Raw genomic sequence first — 17,104 nt, forward strand, 5'->3', positions numbered from 1 at the left:
AGGAGAACTATGATCATTCAACCACTACGGAAATTTAGAGAAAGACTTGGGAAATTCTATCTACCAGTTTTGATGTTCCTTTTCTTTCTTTTTTCGATTGGTATCATGTACACCAGCGTCAAACAAAACAATGTCGATTATAGCGAAGGTCAAGTGGCGGAAGAAAATATCCGTGCCAATAAAACGATCGAAAATACCGCTGCGACGGAACAAAAACGTAAACTGGCTGCCGAAGCTGTACCACCAGAGTACACGTATCAGGATACACTGGCGCAAACGCAGCATGATCGTATCGATCATTTATTTGACTTAGTTGCTTCAGTCAAAAAATCAGTGGATGAAGCTCATGAAAAAAAAGTGGCTGAAGCCGATGAGGATGAAAATATCCCTAAACCTAGTACAGATGAATATATCGCAGCCTTAAAACAAGAATTTGAAAAAATGAGTGATGATGAACTAGATTTTTATCAGTCATTTACCAATAATTTTTTGACGACGATGTTCTCATTAAGTGATGATGAATTAAATACAGTGCGTACCTATGCGCTACAATTAATAGATGAACAAATGGCGAAACAGATCCGCCAAACGGAATTAAGTACGTTCCGTTCTGAGGCGGAAGATAAGATCCAGTTCTTAGATGTTAGCTCAGATATGGCTTCTGTCTTACGTTTCTTAGTCAATCAAGGAATCGTCGTGAACGATATCCCAAATGAAAAACGGACAGAAGAAGCACGGCAAACCGCCATGGATGCTGTTCCTCCAGTGATGATTTATCAAGGAGAGATCATTGTCCGTGAGGGCTCGCAGATCGATGCCAATGCCCTAGAGAAGCTGCAGCTTTTAGGAATGACTAATCAGACCTTTTCTGTTTTTCCATTGATCGCTTTAGTGTTAGCAACAGTCTTACAGATGCTGATGGTGTTTTATTACACGAAACAGACGAAAGACGTGGAAAAACGGATGAATGCAGTCACGTTTTATATTTTGGCAATGGCATTCAGTATTTTGATCATGAAGTTTTTCCAACTTTTCCAATCTGAATTAGTGACCTTTATCCCGCTGTTTTTCCCAGCTGCGTTTACACCGTTGATCCTGAGTATTTTCTCCAGCCGTCGTTTGGGGATTTTGTCTGCGATTTTCCAAGTAATCAGTGCACTCTTTATTTACTTTGATTCTAGCGGAACCAACTTGTTGACGACCGTCTTAGTCACCTATTTGTTCTCTGGCTTGATGGGAACGATGATCAAGCGCGCCCGCATCGCTAGTCAAGGGAAAACGGCAGTAGCGTGGGTGATCGTCTTTCCGCTCTTACTGAGTTTTGTGCTGGTGATTTTCCAAGGAATGGATTTTGCTCGCGGGAACACTTGGACCACGATCATTTGTGGTTTAGCAGGCTCTCTCTTAAGCTATTTGCTAACGATGGGACTACATCCTTACATCGAATTGTTGGTGACGGATGAGAGTATGATCGTGTTAAATGAATTGAGTAACCCGAATCATCCATTGTTAAAACAGTTGCTGGAAGAAGCGCCAGGAACGTATCATCACAGTATGATGGTTGCCAATCTTAGTGCCAATGCCGTTGCCGAAATCGGCGGGCAAAGCTTACTGACTCGTGTGGCTTGTTATTACCATGATATCGGCAAGGTCAAACATGCCAATTTCTTCGTAGAAAATTTACCTGCTGGTGCCGAAAACCCGCATAATTTCTTGTTGCCTGAAGACAGCAAACAAATTATCTTCGGTCACGTGATCGATGGGGCGGAAATTCTCGAAGAAGCCAAAATGCCCCGCATGGTGATCGACATTTGTCGTCAACACCATGGCACGACCTTGATGCGTTATTTCTATGTGAAAGCCAAAGAGCGTAATCCCGAGGTGACGGAAGAAGGTTTCCGTTATCCTGGTCCAAAACCGCAAACACGAGAAGCTGGCGTTGTGAGTATCGCGGATAGTTGTGAAGCAGCTGTTCGAGCGATGGAAAATCCAACAAATCAAAAGATTCAAGAATTTGTTGCAAATCTTATCAATGATCGGATCTTAGACGGTCAACTGGATGAAACAGGCCTGACTTTGAAAGAAATCCGAATGATTGAAAAATCACTGGTCAACGGACTTTGCAGTACCTTCCATTCACGGATCAAATATCCAAAAATGAAGTCGGAAGCAGAGAAAATGAAAGAAGAACAAGAAAGAAGAGAGCGCTAATGGAGATTACCATTTTAGATGAGACAAATTCAGTGGGGGAAACCAAGATCAAAGAGATCGAAGGACTGTTGCAATTTGCTGCAGGACATTTAGAACTTCCAGAGGATACAGAAATGTCCGTCACATTTATGGACAATGCGGCGATCCAAGAAATCAATCGGGAGTACCGCGGCAAAGATATGCCAACAGATGTCATTAGTTTTGCCTTTGAAGAAGAAACAGATGAAGAGCTGTCGATCATTTTTGACGAAGCCCTTGAAGAGCTGCCGCGTGATCTTGGAGATATTATGATCTCCATTGAACGAGCGAAAGAACAAGCTGCTGAATACGGGCACACCTATGATCGGGAGCTGGGTTTCTTGGCGTTACATGGTTTCTTGCATATCAATGGCTATGATCATATGACACCTGAAGATGAAAAGGAAATGTTTGGATTGCAAAAGGAAATACTGGATGCCTATGGACTCAAAAGATAAGAATATTGGGAAAAACAAACAATTTATTTCGTCGATCGAATTTGCTTTCACTGGTATAAAAACCGTCTTTAAAGAGGAACGCAATATGCGTAAACATGTTGCACTAGGAATCGTTGCGATCATTGTAGGCTTTATTTTCCGTTTGAGTCAAATGGAATGGCTCTGGTTGCTGCTAGCTGTTTTCTTAGTCTGGATCGTTGAGATCATCAACACCGTCTTTGAAAACGTCGTAGATATGTTTACAGATTTCCATTTCCATCCTATCGGAAAAAAAATCAAAGATATGGCAGCTGGTGCCGTGCTGATGACCGCATTTTTTGCGTTAGTCGTCGCAGCGATCATCTTCTTGCCAAAATTGCTGCAGCTCTTCTGATGCGCACCAAAACACAAGATAAAGGGGAACAACAATGACAACACACAAATCAGGCTTCGTTGCGATCGTCGGGCGGCCAAATGTTGGGAAATCAACACTACTAAATCGAGTCGTAGGACAAAAAATCGCGATCATGAGTGACAAAGCGCAAACGACCCGTAACAAAATCCAAGGGGTCTACACGACGGATGACGCACAGCTGATCTTTATCGATACACCAGGGATCCATAAACCCAAACACCGTTTAGGCGATTTTATGGTTGAAACCGCCTATAGTGCACTGCGAGAAGTTGACGTGACGCTATTTATGATCAGTGCGGACCAAAAGCGTGGCAAGGGCGATGATTTTATTATCGAACGATTGCGCCAAAGTCAGACACCGGTTTTCCTCGTGATCAATAAAATTGATAAAGTCCATCCAGATGCCTTATTGGCAATTATTGAAGACTACTCCTCACAAATGGACTTTGCTGAGATCGTACCGATTTCCGCAACAGAAGGCAATAATTTCGAAACGTTAATGAAGCTACTGATCGATGAAATGCCAGAAGGGCCTCAGTACTTCCCAGAGGATCAAATCACGGATCATCCAGAATACTTTATCGTTTCCGAATTGGTGCGGGAAAAAGTCTTGCTACTGACCAGAGATGAAGTACCTCACTCAGTAGCGGTCGTGGTTGACTCCATGAAACGAGACCACAATGACAAGGTGCATATTCAAGCGACGATCATTGTCGAACGTGACAGTCAAAAAGGCATTATCATCGGTAAAGGCGGAAAAATGCTGAAACAGATCGGTACGAAAGCTCGTTTAGACATTGAACACTTGTTAGATGACAAAGTCTTCTTGGAATTATGGGTAAAAGTTCAAAAAGATTGGCGCGACAAGCAAACATTCTTAACAGATTATGGCTATCGCAAAGATGAGTATTGATGACATGCAGATCAAACATGATCTGTTTTAATGAAGAAAAACTGATGCAGTTAGCGAACTGGATCAGTTTTTTTAAAGAAATGGGGTGCGACGATGAATCTTGTTGAAACAAAAGGAATCTTGCTTTTTTCAAAAGACCATAAAGAAAAAGACAAGCTAGTCAAAATCTTTACGGAATCTGCTGGGAAGCAAATGTTTTATGTCAAGGGTGCCCATCGGAAAAATAACCCCTTGGCACCAGCGCTGCTCTCCTATACTGAAGCCACCTACATGGGAACCATCAAAACGGAAGGCTTGTCCTTTTTAAACAATGCCAAAGACATCCATCCTTTTCGTACGATCCAAAGTGATATTTTTATTGCTGGTTATGCAACCTACTTATTGAATTTGGCTGATTCTGCTATTGATGATCGAGTCTATGACCCACATCTATACCAATTTTTACATGAGGCCTTGCAATTAATGGATCAAGAAAACGACGCAGAGATCATCACCAATATTTTTGAGATCCAGATTTTGCACCGTTTCGGGATCACCCCGAATTGGACCCATTGTGCGATCTGCGGAAAAACCGACGGTCGGTTTGATTATTCCTCAAAATATAGCGGTATTTTATGTGAACAGCACTGGGGGATGGACGAACGTCGTTATCATGCTGATTCTCGGGCGATCCATTTTATTCGCTTATTTTCGCAAATATCCTACGAGCAGATTGCTTCAATCAAATTAAAGCCAGAAACGAAAGCCGCGATCCGACGAGTGATTGATTTATTATATGATGAATATGTGGGCATTCATTTAAAAAGTAAGAAGTTTATCGATCAGATGGGGCAATGGCAAGACGTCTTAAAACCGAAAAATCAATGATAGAGTTGGCGAAACTTCAATGGAGTTAAGCCGACTCTTTTTTTGAATAATGCTGTAAAGTGACTTGCATCTTGAAACCCCACTGCGAAGGCAGCTTGTTGAATGGGCAGATCTGGCTGTGCCACCAAAAGCTCTTTGGCTCGGGTCATGCGGTAGTTCAATAAATATTGTGCAGTAGATTGCCCCAAAAAACGTTGGAACAGACGTGAGAGATACTGTGGTGACACATAGACGAGCCTTGCTAGTTCTTTGATCGTGATCGCCTGATCGTAATTCGTTTCGATTTCTTGTATAACGGGAACCAGATATTGTTGGAACAGCGGGTGTTTTTCTGTTGGATTGCCTGAGCGTTCTTGCATGATCGCCAATAAAAAGCGGTAACATTCGCTAGAAGCCCGTAGCGGGTCCCAACTGATTTGTTGGTCTTCTTTGATCCGTTGATTGATCCAGGTGACATAAGAAAAGGTTTCTGACTCTTCAGCTAATATATAGGGCTGATTCGTGTACTGCTTTAACACCTCAGCTGCCAAAGGGCCTTGGAATGTGGCGAAGGATGTTTTCCAGTTAGTCAATGGATAATAGCGATGGGGCGTAAAAGGAAAAATCAAAATGCCTTCATTCGGACGTAAGATAAACGATTCCTGACCAAATGTGATTCGGCCTTCCCCTTGCTCGGTTTGCAGCCAATGGAAGTAGGGATAGCCATCAGGACGAGCGACGTCATCTTGCGCCCAATCGTTGCCGATGCTTTCCAGAGATAAAGGCAGCTGCTGATTGGTTTGATAAAAGTAGATAGGCATAGTGTACCTCCGTGTTTCGAAAAGTTATAAAATAGTGTTTCATGTATTATACTACAACAGAATGAAAAGCCTTACAATAAGAGAGTAGAAATCATTTTATTTTAAAGGAGCGTTCACTTACATGACAAAATTTTTTGATAGAATTCTATTTGGCGGCGATTATAATCCAAATCAGTGGCCGAAAGAGATTTGGGAAGAAGACATTCGGATCTTTAAAAAAGCAAGTATCAATAGCGCGACCGTCAATGTTTTTTCATGGGCAAAGATCCAACCCTCTGAAAATTGTTATGATTTTGAGGAATTGGATCAAATCATCGAAAAATTAAGTACGGAAGGTTTCGACATCGTCTTAGCCACTTCCACAGCTGCTTTGCCAGCTTGGATGTTTAAGAAGTATCCAGAAGTCGCTCGCACCGATTATGATGGACGCCATCATAAGTTTGGGCAACGGCACAATGCCTGTCCCAACAGTTTGGTTTATCAAAAATACGCAGAACGCTTGGCAACGAAATTAGCCGAACGTTACGGCGAAAATCCACAAGTGACTTGTTGGCACATCAATAATGAATACGGCGGCGAATGTTATTGCGACAACTGTGAAAAAGCGTTTCGTGTCTGGTTAAAGGATAAATATCATACGATCGAAGCACTGAATAAAGCCTGGAATATGGAATTTTGGGGTCATACCGTGTATGAATGGGATGAAATCGTGTTGCCAAATGCGCTGTCAGAAGGAATCGGCTATAACAAGACGGCATTTGCAGGAATTTCTATTGACTACCGGCGGTTCAACTCGGATAGTCTTTTAAAAAACTACATGATGGAGCGGGACGCTATTCGGAAAATCGATCCCACAACACCGATTACAACGAATTTGATGGGAACCTTTAAAGGACTGGATTATTTCAAGTGGGCAAAGGAAATGGACCTTGTTTCGTGGGATAATTATCCATCGTACAATACGCCATGGAGCTTAGTAGCCATGACCCATGATTTGATGCGCGGGTTAAAACAGCAACCCTTTATGCTGATGGAACAAACACCTTCCCAACAAAACTGGCAGCCTTATAATTCATTAAAAAAACCAGGACAGATGCGGGCGCAAAGCTATCAAACGATTGCTCATGGGGCAGATACGATCCAATACTTCCAATTGCGACGTTCCATTGGTGCTTGTGAGAAATTCCATGGTGCGGTCATCGAACATGTCGGTCATGAAGACACGCGGGTTTTCCGAGAAACAGCAGCTCTTGGGGCTGAATTAGCGCAGCTTTCAGACATCATTGGCACGCAAACCCAAGCACAGGTTGCTGTGATTTTCGATTGGGACAATTATTGGGCTTTAGAATATACGAGTGGTCCAACCGTTGATCTGAAATATGTGGAACAGATCCATCGCTACTATCGCTATTTTTACGAACAAAATATTGCGGTCGATTTGGTTCCCGTGGATGCTGACTTATCAAAATACAAGCTAGTCGCAGCTCCGGTTCTGTACATGATCAAAGAAGGGATGCAAGAGCGGCTAACTGATTTCGTTAAGCAAGGTGGTGCTTTACTTACAACGTATATGAGTGGCATCGTTGATCAATCAGACAATGTTCACTTAGGCGGTTACCCTGGCCCCTTGCGGGAGTTAGCTGGCATCTGGGTGGAAGAAATCGATGCATTAGCCCCAGAACAATCAAACGGGGTTTCGTTAGTCAATGAAGATCTTTCAGGAACAAGTAACTTAGTCAGCGATTTGATCCATTTAGAAAACGCCGAAGCGCTAGCGCATTACACGAGCAATTTCTATGCAGGAATGCCGGCAGTGACCAAAAATACATTTGGCGATGGAACCGTCTATTACTTTGGTGGACAGTTGGAAGATCAGCTGCAAGATCAGCTTTTCAAAACAATCGTCGAAGAGTCCGATATTACCCCAGTGATCGAGGAGGCAACAAAACTAGAAATTGCCTGTCGTGAAAATGCAGAGGCGAAATTTTTCGTCATCATCAATTTCCACGAAGAAGCACAACCGCTGCCAGAAATGTTTGTTGGAAAAACGGATCTTCTGACGGGCGAGGTTCTTTCTTCAGAAATGATGCTGACGCAATACACCACCTATATCGTCAAAGAGGAGCGTAACTGATGCGAACTTTTGCTATTGAAGATGACTTTTATTTAGACAACAAGCCTTTGAAAGTGATCTCTGGAGCGATCCATTATTTTCGTGTCGTTCCTGAATATTGGCAAGATCGTTTAGAGAAACTACGCTTGATGGGCTGTAATACCGTTGAAACCTATGTTCCTTGGAATCTTCATGAAGCACAGGAAGGTGTCTATCAATTTGATGGGATCCTTGATTTGCGGCGATTTATCCAAACGGCACAAGAAGTAGGGCTTTATGTCATTTTGCGACCAGCACCTTATATTTGTGCGGAGTGGGAATTTGGGGGACTGCCTTATTGGCTATTGCAAGATCCTATGATGAAGCTTCGGTTTGATTATCCCCCATTTATGGAAAAAATCACTCGTTATTTCGCCCATTTGTTTCCACAAGTGCGGGATCTGCAGATCACCCAAGGCGGTCCGATTATAATGATGCAAGTAGAAAATGAATACGGCAGCTACGCCAATGATAAAGAGTACTTGCGGAAAATGGTGGCTGCGATGCGGCAGCATGGTGTAGAAACGCCGTTAGTGACCTCCGACGGACCTTGGCACGATATGCTAGAAAACGGCAGTATCAAAGACTTGGCATTGCCTACGATCAACTGCGGCTCCAACATCAAGGAAAACTTTGAAAAACTTCGAAGATTTCACGGAGAAAAACGGCCACTGATGGTCATGGAATTTTGGATCGGCTGGTTTGATGCCTGGGGTGACGACCAGCACCATACGACCTCAACACAAGATGCAGTAAAGGAATTGCAGGATTGTTTAGCATTAGGTTCTGTCAATATCTATATGTTTCATGGCGGGACCAACTTTGGCTTTATGAACGGATCAAACTATTATGAACGCTTAGCGCCGGATGTCACTAGCTATGATTACGATGCCTTGTTGACAGAATGGGGAGAACCTACTGCCAAATACCAAGCCTTCAAAAAGGTGATCGCTGACTATGCGGAAATTCCTGAGTTTCCCTTGAGTATGGAAATTGAGCGAAAAGCTTATGGAACATTCTCAGTGAAAGAACGAGTCTCCTTGTTTTCGACGATCGACACGATCAGTCAACCGATTATAAGTAATTACCCGTTATCGATGGAAGCCTGCAATCAAGCGACAGGTTATATCTATTATCGCTCACTGATTGGGCCTGCTCGGAAGATTGCCGACTACCGTCTGATCAATACGATGGATCGTGCCCATACGTTTATCAACCAGGAACTTTTGCGCATCGATTACGATCAAGAAATCGGTCAAACCTACAGTTTCGATTTATCAGAATCAGAAAACGAGTTGGGGATCTTGGTGGAGAATATGGGGCGGGTCAATTATTCCGTAAAAATGAACCATCAGCACAAAGGCATCAAAGAGGGTGTGATCATCAATGGCGCCTTCCAAAGCAACTGGGAAATCTATCCCTTACCGATGGATAATTTGCATGCCATTGATTTCCAAGGAAAATGGCAAAAAGGACAACCAAGTTTCTCACGCTTTGAATGTGTTTTTGATGAATGTGCAGATACCTTTATCGAATTGCCAGGCTGGGGTAAAGGGTTTGTCCAAGTCAATGGTCATACGATCGGCCGTTTCTGGGAAAAAGGACCGCAGCAGCGCTTGTACGTCCCAGCACCGTTTTTAAAAATCGGAATGAATGAGATCATTGTTTTTGAAAGTGATGGGAAAATCGCTGATGAGATCGTCTTTCATGATCAGGCGGATTTAGGCCCAGAAGCATAAAAGTTCAAATTAATCATTGACAAACCCTAGCTTCAACTACTATCATAAGGGTAATCGAATCCGTGCTATGATCGGAAGAAAGAAAGAAGACCATTCCATGAAGCGAACTTGGGAGAGTGAAAGCCAAGTTGGAACCTTATTTCGCAGGCGTCCGTGAGCATGATCAATGAAGCTGCCGACTTGTCGGAAGTAGGGTGGAACCGCGAATTTATCGTCCCTATATCTATACAAAGTGTATAGATATAGGGACTTTTTTATGTTTCACACCAAGAATAGCCAAAAACAAAGGAGGGTTTTTATGTTATTTGATATGATGATTCCAGCAAGTGCGTTTACCGAAAAAAAGCTCAAAGTATTAGCAAGTATTCCATTGCAAGTTCGCCTTTTAAAGGATGAACAGCTTTTACATGAATTTACAACGAGTCCAGACCAAATGCTTTACGACTTATCGGATGTTTTAGAAGCAGATGTCGTGGTCGAAGTGAAATTGATCCCTGGATCAGTTGTCGAATTTTATCCTGTTGTCAATGCGTTATAAGAAAGGAAGAAAAAGATGAGTAAACTAACTGTGCAAGAGATGATTTTGACCCTGCAAAAATTCTGGTCTGAAAACGGCTGTATGCTGATGCAGGCCTATGATACAGAAAAAGGGGCTGGGACCATGAGCCCATACACATTTTTACGTGCAATCGGTCCAGAACCATGGAACGCCGCTTACGTAGAACCTTCTCGCCGTCCAGCTGATGGCCGCTACGGGGAAAACCCAAATCGTTTGTATCAGCACCACCAGTTCCAAGTCGTGATGAAGCCTTCTCCTGAAAATATCCAAGAGCTTTATTTAGAAAGCCTGCGTCTTTTAGGGATCGATCCATTAGAACATGATATTCGTTTTGTCGAAGATAACTGGGAAAATCCTTCGATGGGTTGTGCAGGTCTTGGTTGGGAAGTTTGGTTAGACGGGATGGAGATCACTCAGTTTACGTACTTCCAACAAGTCGGCGGCTTAGCATGTAAGCCAGTGACATCAGAGATCACTTACGGCTTAGAACGTCTAGCATCTTATATTCAAGAAGTTGAGAGTGTCTACGATCTTGAATGGTCTGCAGGTGTCAAATATGGTGAGATTTTCCGCCAACCTGAGTATGAACATTCAAAATATTCCTTTGAAGTCAGTGACCAAGACTTGCTTTTAGGGAACTTCGATCGTTTTGAAAAAGAAGCAAAACGCTGTATCGATGAACGCTTAGTTCATCCAGCTTACGACTATATCTTAAAATGCAGCCATACCTTCAATTTGTTGGATGCACGTGGTGCAGTCTCCGTCACTGAACGTGCTGGGTACCTCGCACGTATCCGTAACATGGCACGTCAAGTAGCAAAACTATTTGTAGCAGAACGGGAAAACCTCGGTTATCCATTGCTTGATCCAGAAGTGGCGCAAAAACTGATTGAGGAGGGAAAATAAGATGGCACAAAACCTATTATTAGAAATCGGCTTAGAGGAATTACCTGCGCATGTCGTAACCCCAAGTATGAAACAATTACAAGAAAAAACGGCAGCTTTCTTAGATGCTCATGCGTTGCCTTATACAACGATCGAAGCCTATTCCACACCTCGCCGCTTGGCTGTCTATGTCACCGGTATTCCTGAAAAACAAGCGGATACGCAAGAAGAGGTCAAAGGACCAGCGAAAAAAATCGCGTTAGATGATGCAGGCAATTGGTCGAAAGCAGCTCAAGGGTTTGTTCGTGGACAAGGATTGACAACCGATGACATCACCTTCCGTGAATTAAAAGGTGTTGAGTATGTCTATGTAACAAAACATACCCAAGGTCAACCAACCGTTGAGGTATTGAAAGGATTGCAGGAAGTAATCACGAGTTTGACGTTCCCAGTAACGATGCACTGGGCAGACTACGATTTTGAATATATCCGACCAATTCATTGGATCGTAGCACTCTTTGGTGAGCAAGTCATTCCTTTCCAAATCCTTGATATTGTTACCGGTCGCGAGTCAAAAGGTCATCGTTTCTTAGGTGAGGCGGTCACGTTTGATCATGCGGACGACTATTTGGAAAAAATGAAGCATCAATTTGTCATCGCTGATCCAAGCGAACGTCAACAAATGATCACCGCACAAATCAATGCGATCGCTCAAGAAAACAACTGGCGGATCGATTTAGATGAAGACTTACTAGAAGAAGTGACAAATCTAGTTGAATACCCAACAGCCTTTGTAGGGGACTTTGAAGAAAAATATCTTTCTGTCCCTGAAGAAGTATTAGTTACTTCTATGAAAGAACATCAACGTTACTTCGATGTCCGCACCCTTGACGGAGAATTGCTGCCGCACTTCATCTCTGCCCGCAACGGGGATGCTGTGAAAATCGATAATGTTATCAAAGGAAACCAAAAAGTCCTGACCGCTCGTCTAGAAGATGCTGAGTTTTTCTACAATGAAGACAAAAAGCTGACCATTGACCATTGCGTAGAAAAACTTAAGCAAGTCACCTTCCACGAAAGAATCGGCAGCTTATATGAAAAAATGCAACGTGTCGGACTAGCAGCGCAAATCATCGGGAAGACCGTTGGTTTAACACAAGAAGAACTGACCGACCTTCAACGGGCAGCTCAAATCTATAAATTTGATTTAGTGACCAATATGGTAGGGGAATTCCCTGAGTTGCAAGGGATCATGGGGGAAAAATATGCCCTGATCCAAGGAGAGAAACCAGCAGTTGCCCAAGCGATTCGTGAACACTACATGCCGATCTCAGCAGAAGGCGAGCTGCCACAATCAAAAATCGGGGCTGTTTTAGCGATTGCGGATAAATTAGACAGCTTACTTGCTTTCTTCGCTGTTGATATGGTTCCAAGCGGTTCAAACGATCCTTATGCTTTACGCCGTCAAACCTACGGGATTATCCGCATCTTAGCTGAAAAGCGCTGGTACTTCCCATTTGCTCAGTTGCAAGAAGAAATTCGTGAAGCCATTAATGCTCAACCAGAAGTTTTTGGGATTCAACTTGCCGCTGGTCAAGAACAAGTGACCGATTTTGTGAAAGGTCGTCTGCGTCAATTCTTACTCAGCAAAAATACGCGTCATGATGTCATCGAAGCTGTCTTAGGCGCACGTCAAGCAGACATCAGTACGTTGTTTGAAACGGCTCAAATGTTAAGAGAACATCTGCAAGACACCGACTTCAAACCATCGATGGAAGCTTTGACACGGGTGATCAATTTAGCGAAAAAAGCCGAATTGGATCAAGCAGCAATTGATCCTGCCTTGTTTGAAAACGACTCTGAAACTGCCTTGTATGAAGCGGTCTTAACAGTAGAGGACAAGTTCCCACATCAAACGATGGAAGAAAACTACCAAAGCTTAGTGGCACTGCGCCCATTGATCGAAGCTTATTTTGATCAAACAATGGTCATGGTGGAAGATGAACAGATTCGCCGCAACCGTTTTGCCTTGTTGGATAAAATCGCGAAGATGAGTCTGGCAGTGGCTAGTTTAGATGCTTTGATTACGAAATAAAAGAAGCTTGCAGTTGCACGTTTCTAAATAAAAAAAGCTGGAACTGAAAGTGATATGCTCCCCCTATATAGGACACTGAAATATAAAGTGGCTTATATAGGGGGAGTTTGTATGTCTAGAGGAAAAATGAAATTAAGTTCAGAAGAACGGCTAGCTTTTGTAGAAAGAGCTTTAAAAAATGAAGCTAGCATAAACAGCCTGGCCAAAGAAGCACAAGTAAGTTTCAGTACGATAGAAAGGTGGATCACTCTTTATGAGAATGAAGGACCCACAGGTTTACTCCCTACAAAAAGGAATCAATCATACTCAACAGAGTTGAAACTGAATGCGGTCCATGATTATTTAGCTGGAACACATGGTAGCTTAAGAGCTGTCGCCAAGAAATACGGGCTTCGTAACAAAAAACAATTAGAAGACTGGTTAAAGATATATAATACTCATAGAAACTTCAAATCAGAAAGTGGTGGAAGTAGAATGAGTAAATCCAGAAAAACAACATTGAATGAACGAATTAAAATTGTGCATGACTGTATTATCAACGGTCGAGACTATGGGAAAACCGCAATTCAGTACCAAGTCTCTTACCAACAAATTCGGAACTGGGTGTTGAAATACGACGAGATGGGAGAAAAAGGCTTAGAAGACCGTCGAGGGCAACGAGCGGGAAGTAAACCTGCCAGAACACCCGAAGAAGAAATGCGCGATAAACTGGCTCAACAAGAACGACGGATCAAGTTGCTTGAAATGGAAAATGACCTGTTAAAAAAAGTCAGCGAGTTAGAAAGGAGGCGGGATTTGAATTAGTTCGTCATACGTTTGAATACCAATCGATCAAAGAGCTGCACGAGACAAAAAGCTATCCAATTAACACCATGTGTACACTGCTCCATGTCACAAGATCGGCCTATTATTGTTGGTTAAAAAATCCCAAACTGCCTGAAGTGGTGTTGAATGAACAGTTGGCAGACCTTGTTCGTTATATTTATGAAGCAGACAACGATAAAGGATATCGCAGAATCTGTGAAGATCTCGTGAATGATTATGGCTTTCAAGTGAATGACAAGCGTATTCTTCGAATCTGTCGCAAACTTCAAATCCAATCAACCATCAAGCATTCAGGGAATAGTATCACTAAGGCATCCAAGACTCCGTATCATATTGCGAAAAATTATTTGAATCGAAAGTTCTATGCGGATCAACCGAATCAAAAATGGCTAACAGATGTGAGTGAATTCAAGTATTATGAAGGGGCCGAAGTGAAGAAAATCTATTTGAGCGCTATTCTCGATCTCGCCGATCGTCGCATTGTTTCATTTGTCATCAGCGACAAAAATGGCAATAAATTAGTCTTTGATACCTTCGATCAAGCAGTCGCCGCCGAACCAACCGCTCATCCGCTATTTCATAGCGATCGCGGATTTCAATATACAAGTAAAGTTTTTTGCACAAAGCTAAAGAAAGCGAAAATGAAGCAGAGTATGTCTCGTGTCGCCCGTTGTACCGATAATGGTCCAATGGAAGGTTTCTGGGGAATGCTTAAGCGAGAAAAATATTATCGGCGAAAGTTTATCAGTAGAGAAAGTCTCGTTGAAATGATCGAGAAATACATGAACTATTACAACAATGGTCGCTATCAACGATGTTTGAAGAGCAAAACACCGATCCAAGTTCATCAAGAATTATTAATGGCAGCTTAATCACTCCCCCTCTTAGACAAGCGAATAGAATAAATCCGCTTAACCAAGAAGGAGACCAGTCGAGCAAAGTTGAGGTTAAACAAAGTAAAAAACATAAAAACTGCCTACCGAATTTCGGTAGACAGTCGTCAAAATAATTTTATTCTATTTCATTGTCCACTTGACGGGGAGCCCAGCAAAGAATCAGTTCTGGCTTTTTTTTATGTTTCTCGATTTACTTGTGTTCAGTCCCAAGAAAACCGTCCTTTTCGTACAATGAAAGGACGGTTTTTGGTGTTAAATTTTATAGCCGATCCCCCAAACGGTTTTGATATAAGAGGACTTCTTGTGGGTATCGTGCATTTTTTCCCGAAGGTTTCGAACGTGGACCATGATGGTATTATTGGAAGACGTGTAATATTTTTCGCCCCAAACCTCTTGAAACATTTCCTCAGAGCTTACCACTTGGCCTTTTCGCTCCATCAATAATTTTAAAATGGAAAATTCGATCGGCGTCAGGGAAAGTTCTTCTTCTTGCAAGAAACATTTTCGCTTATTGACATCTAATTCCAACTCCCTCACGATCAATTTGTTTTGATCTGAGCCGTTGTATTGAGTCGAGCGGCGTATCTGAGCTTTCACCCGAGCGATCACTTCCAACGGACGAAAGGGCTTGGTGATGTAATCATCGGCACCAATTGTCAAACCAGTGATCTTATCGATCTCCTCAGATTTAGCTGTCAACATAATAATTGGGTAATGATGCTTTTTGCGGATGATTTTACACAGGTCAAAGCCTGTGATATCTGGCAGCATGACATCAAGAATCGCCAAAGAAAAGCTGTTTTGCTCGATCTGTACCTGAGCCTCATTCCCATCTGCACAAGTGATGACAGAAAAATTTTCGTTTCGTAAATAAAAGGCAATCAAATCTGAGATTTCTTTTTCATCTTCAACTAAAAGTATCTTTTCCACTCGTATTGACCTTCCTTTTCAGTTAACTGACTTTCTAGTTTTTTCATGTTGATTTGTCGCTAAAGGCAATGTGACGATCATTTGAATCTCATTGTTCTTGCTAGCAGCTCGGATCGTTCCCTGATGCGCCAAAATAATTTCTTTGGCGATCGCCAATCCGAGACCTGCTCCACCTGTCTTGGTTGAACGAGCTTGATCCAGACGATAAAATTTTTCAAATAATGCCTCCAATTGTTCTTGTTCGATCGGCTCACTTTGATTCGCTAGGATAAAAGTTGCTGCTTGTTCGTCCACGGTTAGCTGCATTGTGATCGTGGTTTGATCAGGCGCATAGGCAATGGCATTTTTTAACAGATTGTTTAACACTCGCGCCAACTGTTCACTATCGGCTTTTAATTTCAAGCTCTCTGGTCCAGAGTAGCAGATGGTTTGTTCTTTTTCTTTCAGCAGCGGATAGAATTCTTCTTGGATTTGCTTCAGTAAGAAGACGAAATCAAGTTCCCGTTGATACAATTGGATGTCTTGCAGATTAAAACGGGTGATGTCGAAAAATTCATTCATCAGCGTTTCCAAACGCTCAGACTTTTCTAAAGCAATCGTCAAGGATTGCGTCATTTGTTCATTGGTCAAGTTTTTCGTATCCAACAATAGGTTGAGATAGCCGATCACTGAAGCTAAGGGAGTCTTTAAGTCATGCGCCAAATAGGTGATCAAGTCCTTGGTGCGCTGTGTTTCTTCCTTTAAAAGAGCCTCATTGCGGTTCATCGAATCTTTTATTTTTAATAATTCATGATCGATCGCTAGGCTGCCCGTCGAACTTGCTTCCGATTGAGAGAAAAAGAGCTGAATTCCTTCGGCGATCCTTGCAATTTTTTTCCTTGAAACATAACGATAACTAAAATAGCAAATCAAGGTAACGGCAAAAACGAGAAAGAGGGAGAATGCCAAGAACAATTGTTTAACAGGGCGCCAGTCGACAAATGTACCAACGATCATCCCGCCTTGGCCATCACTTGATTCCACAACTTCCTGTAAAACGAGGTTTGAAAAAAAATTATCCAGCACCATTTGAATGAGTCTCGTTTCCTTTAATAGCCATAAGGCTCCTACCAATAAGAAGAAGCCAACCAGAAAAAAGACAAATGAAGAATATTTACTACGCATGAAACAGTCCTTTCTAACTCGTTCTTGATTCTTTCTTGATTATAGCAAAGAGGAGTAGGAGCGAATAGCTAATTCTTCTTAAGAATTCTTCATATTAATAAAAAAAGAATGGAAAAATTTTATTTTCTTAAGAAATCTTCAGCAGATATTAAGAGAAACGTTCAAAACGGAAATTGATTCAATGGTTAAATAAAGGTG

At 42.3% G+C, this 17,104-nt stretch carries 15 protein-coding genes; 12 read left to right on the forward strand and 3 right to left on the reverse strand.

Annotated features, from left to right (window positions below; genetic code table 11):
• Positions 1-9 precede the first annotated feature (9 nt).
• From A5867_RS08340 to recO, 5 genes are all read left to right on the forward strand, one after another.
• Positions 10-2,211 carry an HDIG domain-containing metalloprotein gene (locus A5867_RS08340; RefSeq protein WP_087627357.1) on the forward strand — a complete coding sequence of 734 codons (2,202 nt, stop codon included), beginning with the start codon at positions 10-12 and terminating at the stop codon, positions 2,209-2,211.
• Positions 2,211-2,687, forward strand: a complete 477-nt coding sequence (gene ybeY, locus A5867_RS08345) for an rRNA maturation RNase YbeY (RefSeq protein ID WP_087627358.1) — start codon at positions 2,211-2,213, stop codon at positions 2,685-2,687. The genes A5867_RS08340 and ybeY overlap by 1 nt, the downstream gene beginning before the upstream one ends.
• Positions 2,671-3,060: a diacylglycerol kinase family protein gene (locus A5867_RS08350; protein ID WP_170927563.1), complete on the forward strand. Its 390-nt coding sequence runs from the start codon at positions 2,671-2,673 to the stop codon at positions 3,058-3,060. Before ybeY ends, A5867_RS08350 begins: the two co-directional genes overlap by 17 nt.
• A 34-nt stretch (positions 3,061-3,094) precedes the next feature.
• Entirely contained in the window at positions 3,095-3,994 is a 900-nt protein-coding gene (era, locus tag A5867_RS08355) for a GTPase Era (RefSeq protein WP_005225846.1), read from the forward strand.
• Between the two features lie 93 nt (positions 3,995-4,087).
• Complete coding sequence (gene recO / locus A5867_RS08360) at positions 4,088-4,861, forward strand: DNA repair protein RecO (protein ID WP_005225847.1); 774 nt, start codon at positions 4,088-4,090, stop codon at positions 4,859-4,861.
• On the opposite strand, the gene A5867_RS08365 is transcribed toward recO, so the two are convergent.
• Positions 4,855-5,661: an AraC family transcriptional regulator gene (locus tag A5867_RS08365; protein WP_087627360.1), complete on the reverse strand. Its 807-nt coding sequence runs from the start codon at positions 5,659-5,661 to the stop codon at positions 4,855-4,857. The genes recO and A5867_RS08365 overlap by 7 nt on opposite strands.
• 121 nt (positions 5,662-5,782) lie before the next feature.
• On the opposite strand from A5867_RS08365, the gene A5867_RS08370 reads away from it, so the two are divergent.
• The 7 genes from A5867_RS08370 to A5867_RS18090 all read left to right on the forward strand — a co-directional run bounded on the left by A5867_RS08370 (position 5,783) and on the right by A5867_RS18090 (position 14,788).
• The gene (locus A5867_RS08370) at positions 5,783-7,795 is read left to right on the forward strand and encodes a beta-galactosidase (RefSeq protein WP_087627361.1); all 2,013 of its coding nucleotides are present in this window, start codon (positions 5,783-5,785) and stop codon (positions 7,793-7,795) included.
• Positions 7,795-9,552, forward strand: coding sequence for a beta-galactosidase family protein (locus tag A5867_RS08375; RefSeq protein ID WP_087627362.1), 1,758 nt, complete (start codon positions 7,795-7,797; stop codon positions 9,550-9,552). Before A5867_RS08370 ends, A5867_RS08375 begins: the two co-directional genes overlap by 1 nt.
• 298 nt (positions 9,553-9,850) lie before the next feature.
• Positions 9,851-10,090: a hypothetical protein gene (locus A5867_RS08380; RefSeq protein ID WP_087627363.1), complete on the forward strand. Its 240-nt coding sequence runs from the start codon at positions 9,851-9,853 to the stop codon at positions 10,088-10,090.
• A gap of 15 nt (positions 10,091-10,105) precedes the next feature.
• Positions 10,106-11,017, forward strand: coding sequence for a glycine--tRNA ligase subunit alpha (glyQ, locus tag A5867_RS08385; RefSeq protein ID WP_005225852.1), 912 nt, complete (start codon positions 10,106-10,108; stop codon positions 11,015-11,017).
• Position 11,018: 1 nt separating this feature from the next.
• Positions 11,019-13,091, forward strand: coding sequence for a glycine--tRNA ligase subunit beta (glyS, locus tag A5867_RS08390; RefSeq protein WP_087627364.1), 2,073 nt, complete (start codon positions 11,019-11,021; stop codon positions 13,089-13,091).
• 111 nt (positions 13,092-13,202) lie between these two features.
• Complete coding sequence (locus tag A5867_RS18085; RefSeq protein WP_087627365.1) at positions 13,203-13,895, forward strand: helix-turn-helix domain-containing protein; 693 nt, start codon at positions 13,203-13,205, stop codon at positions 13,893-13,895.
• Positions 13,896-13,930: 35 nt separating this feature from the next.
• Positions 13,931-14,788, forward strand: a complete 858-nt coding sequence (locus tag A5867_RS18090; protein WP_249270079.1) for an IS3 family transposase — start codon at positions 13,931-13,933, stop codon at positions 14,786-14,788.
• Between the two features lie 276 nt (positions 14,789-15,064).
• Here the strand turns inward: A5867_RS18090 and A5867_RS08405 are convergent, their stop codons facing one another.
• Both A5867_RS08405 and A5867_RS08410 read right to left on the reverse strand, forming a co-directional pair.
• On the reverse strand, positions 15,065-15,742 hold the full coding sequence (locus A5867_RS08405) for a response regulator transcription factor (protein ID WP_016610236.1): 678 nt from the start codon (positions 15,740-15,742) through the stop codon (positions 15,065-15,067).
• Positions 15,743-15,760: 18 nt separating this feature from the next.
• Positions 15,761-16,906 (reverse strand): HAMP domain-containing sensor histidine kinase, encoded by a 1,146-nt coding sequence (locus A5867_RS08410; RefSeq protein WP_087627367.1) that lies wholly within the window; start codon positions 16,904-16,906, stop codon positions 15,761-15,763.
• Positions 16,907-17,104 lie beyond the last annotated feature (198 nt).

Origin of the sequence: Enterococcus sp. 6D12_DIV0197 (assembly GCF_002174385.1) — a bacterium.
Lineage (GTDB): Bacteria > Bacillota > Bacilli > Lactobacillales > Enterococcaceae > Enterococcus_D > Enterococcus_D casseliflavus.

Coding starts and splice junctions, on each gene's coding strand:
- ybeY (WP_087627358.1), top strand. CDS start 2,211: ATGGAGATTACCATTTTAGATGAGACAAATTCAGTGGGGGAAACCAAG.
- era (WP_005225846.1), top strand. CDS start 3,095: ATGACAACACACAAATCAGGCTTCGTTGCGATCGTCGGGCGGCCAAAT.
- A5867_RS08370 (WP_087627361.1), top strand. CDS start 5,783: ATGACAAAATTTTTTGATAGAATTCTATTTGGCGGCGATTATAATCCA.
- A5867_RS08375 (WP_087627362.1), top strand. CDS start 7,795: ATGCGAACTTTTGCTATTGAAGATGACTTTTATTTAGACAACAAGCCT.
- A5867_RS08340 (WP_087627357.1), top strand. CDS start 10: ATGATCATTCAACCACTACGGAAATTTAGAGAAAGACTTGGGAAATTC.
- glyS (WP_087627364.1), top strand. CDS start 11,019: ATGGCACAAAACCTATTATTAGAAATCGGCTTAGAGGAATTACCTGCG.
- recO (WP_005225847.1), top strand. CDS start 4,088: ATGAATCTTGTTGAAACAAAAGGAATCTTGCTTTTTTCAAAAGACCAT.
- A5867_RS18085 (WP_087627365.1), top strand. CDS start 13,203: ATGTCTAGAGGAAAAATGAAATTAAGTTCAGAAGAACGGCTAGCTTTT.
- A5867_RS08410 (WP_087627367.1), bottom strand. CDS start 16,906: ATGCGTAGTAAATATTCTTCATTTGTCTTTTTTCTGGTTGGCTTCTTC.
- A5867_RS08380 (WP_087627363.1), top strand. CDS start 9,851: ATGTTATTTGATATGATGATTCCAGCAAGTGCGTTTACCGAAAAAAAG.
- A5867_RS08365 (WP_087627360.1), bottom strand. CDS start 5,661: ATGCCTATCTACTTTTATCAAACCAATCAGCAGCTGCCTTTATCTCTG.
- glyQ (WP_005225852.1), top strand. CDS start 10,106: ATGAGTAAACTAACTGTGCAAGAGATGATTTTGACCCTGCAAAAATTC.
- A5867_RS08350 (WP_170927563.1), top strand. CDS start 2,671: ATGGACTCAAAAGATAAGAATATTGGGAAAAACAAACAATTTATTTCG.